The 3,063-nt window shown below is 45.6% G+C and carries 2 protein-coding genes and 1 pseudogene; 1 reads left to right on the top strand and 2 read right to left on the bottom strand.

Features of this window, described 5'->3' with window-relative positions; all coding sequences use genetic code 11:
• Positions 1 to 583 (top strand): tRNA-dihydrouridine synthase (locus PX484_RS23285; RefSeq protein WP_288105764.1); only part of this gene is annotated, 583 nt, incomplete at its 5' end.
• A gap of 371 nt (positions 584 to 954) precedes the next feature.
• On the opposite strand, the gene PX484_RS23280 is transcribed toward PX484_RS23285, so the two are convergent.
• Both PX484_RS23280 and PX484_RS23275 read right to left on the bottom strand, forming a co-directional pair.
• Positions 955 to 2,439, bottom strand: coding sequence for a TIGR04222 domain-containing membrane protein (locus PX484_RS23280; RefSeq protein ID WP_287766165.1), 1,485 nt, complete (start codon positions 2,437 to 2,439; stop codon positions 955 to 957).
• Between the two features lie 407 nt (positions 2,440 to 2,846).
• A pseudogene (locus tag PX484_RS23275) lies at positions 2,847 to 3,063 on the bottom strand (hypothetical protein); the annotation flags it as partial.

Raw genomic sequence — 3,063 nt, 5'->3', positions numbered from 1 at the left:
GGTGCCGGTAACGGTGAAAACTCGCTTGGGATGGAACGCCCAAGAGATTAATATTATCGATTTTGCCCGTCGTTTGGAAGATGCGGGAGCGCAAATGTTGACCCTGCACGCACGCACTAGGGAACAGGGTTATCACGGGCCGGCCGATTGGCAATGGATTAAACGGGTGAAGGAGGTTTTATCGATTCCTGTCATCGCTAATGGTGATATTGTTTCTGTGGAAGCGGCGATTAATTGTTTGGAATTTACCCGGGCCGATGGGGTGATGTGTTCACGGGGAACCCTCGGTTATCCCTGTTTGGTGGGGGAAATCGATTATTACCTCAAAACAGGCAAAAAGTTGCCGAAACCCACCTCTATTGACCTGTTAAGCCTAGCTAAAGAGCATTTACAGGGGCTATGGCTATACAAGGGACAACGCGGCATCTGGCAAGCCAGGAAACATCTGGCTTGGTATTGTCAGGATTTTACCGGTGCGGCGGTTTGGCGTGATCGGTTTTCGCGGATCGAATCCCTGGGGGAGGGCTGTGATTTAATTGATAGAGCTATTGCCCAATTAAACCTTGAAAACGAGAATATTTAGGGGCTGCGGCAAAAAGTTTGTTGGTGGGGTTAGGAGTCGGTCGTCTCCGAATCGGTCGGGGAAGTCAGAAAAACAGAATGACCTCGCGCGCCTGGAAGCGGAAACCTTTGTGTTCTCGCGTAGCGAGCGCTTTGGGTTCGCCTCCGGAAAGTGCCAGGGTTTTGAGTCCCTAATTTCTCAACGTTTGTTTCTGGCACTTTTTTAGCCCAAAAAGTGCCAAAACCCTTTTCTAGCAAAGCTTCCAGTAATATTAAGCCAACCCTACTTAAGCAATCAAACCAGAGAGGAGATTAAGGCAAAAATTAACAGGGCTACGGTGGCGGGAATGTTCAACAGAACGATCGAGCGGCTGTTAATGGCCTTGAACTCAATCACATACAACCACAACCAGCACAACCACCACAACCGCCATCACTGTCGCCATCACTGCCGCCACTGCCGCCATCACCGCCGCTACTAGCAACGGCTGTGGGAGTCAGCATTTGATACAGGTCTGCTAAAGCCATATCCGCCATCAGAACTGTTGCTCCAAAAAACGCCACCGCAAGTACAAGTTCAGAATCGCTGCTATTGGCTGTTTTTAAATGTTGTAAGCGATTTCTTAAATCCTTAAAAATGATCTCTCCATAACGGCTGCGCTGTGGTTTGACAAAAAACCTTGCTCCCAAAACTAGAAGCCCAAATATACAGATGAGAAGTAAACCAACGGGCTTATCGCGAGAAATTCCCACCGCCATTTTGCACAAGCCTATTCCTAGAAGAATAACCACAATCAATGATGGATAAATTTGCGCTTTCAATGCTTGGGCATCGCTCGGAAACAAACCAAGCTGTTCTAGGCGGGAACGAATGCTATCTTTCATTCCTGTAGAATTCTGGAAAACCTGTTCAATTGCCCCATCAGTGGCCAAAATATCTTGGGCGACCGCCTTTTCTACAGGATCGGCAATAGCATCGATCTTTCCTGTCACCACCAGTTTGCTTTGTGTTCTTCCAAATGGTGATTTTTCTTTTAATACCTCCACATAGCCTTGTTTTACCAAACTGGTGATTGCGGCCATAATCAGGCGATGATTGCCACCCGCCAAGAAAGCTATCTCGTAAGTATTTAAATCAGGTTGCTGCTTTGTATTAGTGCTAACTAGGCACAGGGAAAAACGTAGCCAGGCTGCCAAAGCGATTCCCATCACTACTAGGGAAATATAGAAGGTTAAAAATTCCGGACCTGTAAAATTCATTGGGTTAGGAATTTGGGAGATTATCTGACAGCCAGTTATCATCAGTGAAAGGAAGGCTAAAAAGGTAAAGATGCCTATTTTTCGCAGTTGTGGTTTGACGGAGACTGTGAAATTAGGTTTTGACAAAACCCAGCTTTGTTGAGTATTGATCCGGATAAAATGCAAATCTCGCCCGAATCGGTCTTTGGGTTTAGGCCAAATATCTATTGGGGGAATATGTCCAAAAAACTGTTCGTAACTTTCTAGCGTCTTGCTATACCAACTGCCAAATTTTAATTGCTCGGATGAACCCCCACGAGTCGGCTCGTGATGTAATGTGGTTTGCAAAATTTTGGGACAGAACTCTTGCCAGTACAATCGCGTATAGGTCAGATGTAAATGCCAAACTTGATCGATTTGGTCGGATGGCGTGACCGGATGTCCTGCTGCAACGGCTAGAAATATAAACTTTTTGTATTCCTCGATCGCTCTCTGAGTATAGCCTAAGGACCAGCCGTTATCTTTTGCTAATCGTTGGCTGAAAGATAATTGACTATCTGGCCGATCCAAGGCAAATGCCTGAATTCTTTTGTATAGCTCTGTCTGTTGAAAGTTCATCGTCCCTAATGGGCTATCCATAAACCCGGCCTCCCGAAAAAAACTGTTTCTAGTCGTTTATTTAGGCCGAAGAGGCTTAACTATGGGTGAAGTTTAAATTTCTTTACAAAAAGCTGGATGCTAACTATCCCTCTTTCAACTGGGCAATAAGTCTCGGAAACCGAAAAGAAAGTTGAGGAAACTGACAGAACCGGTTAGGTGAGGATAAAATACCAGTGGTCGCTTTAATATCACCTGAATAGTCGGTTTTTTGTGTCTTTCCCGAGACTATCGGCTGCTACCACTGGTTTGCTGTTGTTTGTTGTTGTAATCTGAGGAAATATAGTTCTTGCGTTCCCAAGCGCCTGAACTGCATTTGTCTCTCTAGTAACAATTGTAACAGACAATACCCATTTTGTGTAAAAAAAAGTAAACAATTTGGTAAAAAATTATTTTTTGCGGTAATCTTCAACCCTCTGAGGACAGCCCCAGATTACCGTTTCCTGTTTGTAAACCACCATACCTGGCTTGGCGCCCTTGGGTTTATAGACGTATTTGGGACGGGTATAGACGACGGGAACCTGTTCACTATGGCGAGCGCGGCTATAATAAGCGGCGTAATCGGCGGCAAATTGCAGATCGGCGGCTTCTGGAACTGTACCGGGG

The sequence above is a fragment of the Microcystis sp. M49636_WE2 genome (assembly GCF_030065375.1).
GTDB lineage: Bacteria > Cyanobacteriota > Cyanobacteriia > Cyanobacteriales > Microcystaceae > Microcystis > Microcystis aeruginosa_C.
The sequence above is the reverse complement of the archived record's forward strand: the minus strand, read 5'-3'. Positions and strand labels throughout refer to the sequence as shown.

Excerpts from the sequence above, each read along its gene's own strand:
- PX484_RS23280 (WP_287766165.1), bottom strand. The coding sequence starts at position 2,439 with ATGGATAGCCCATTAGGGACGATGAACTTTCAACAGACAGAGCTATAC.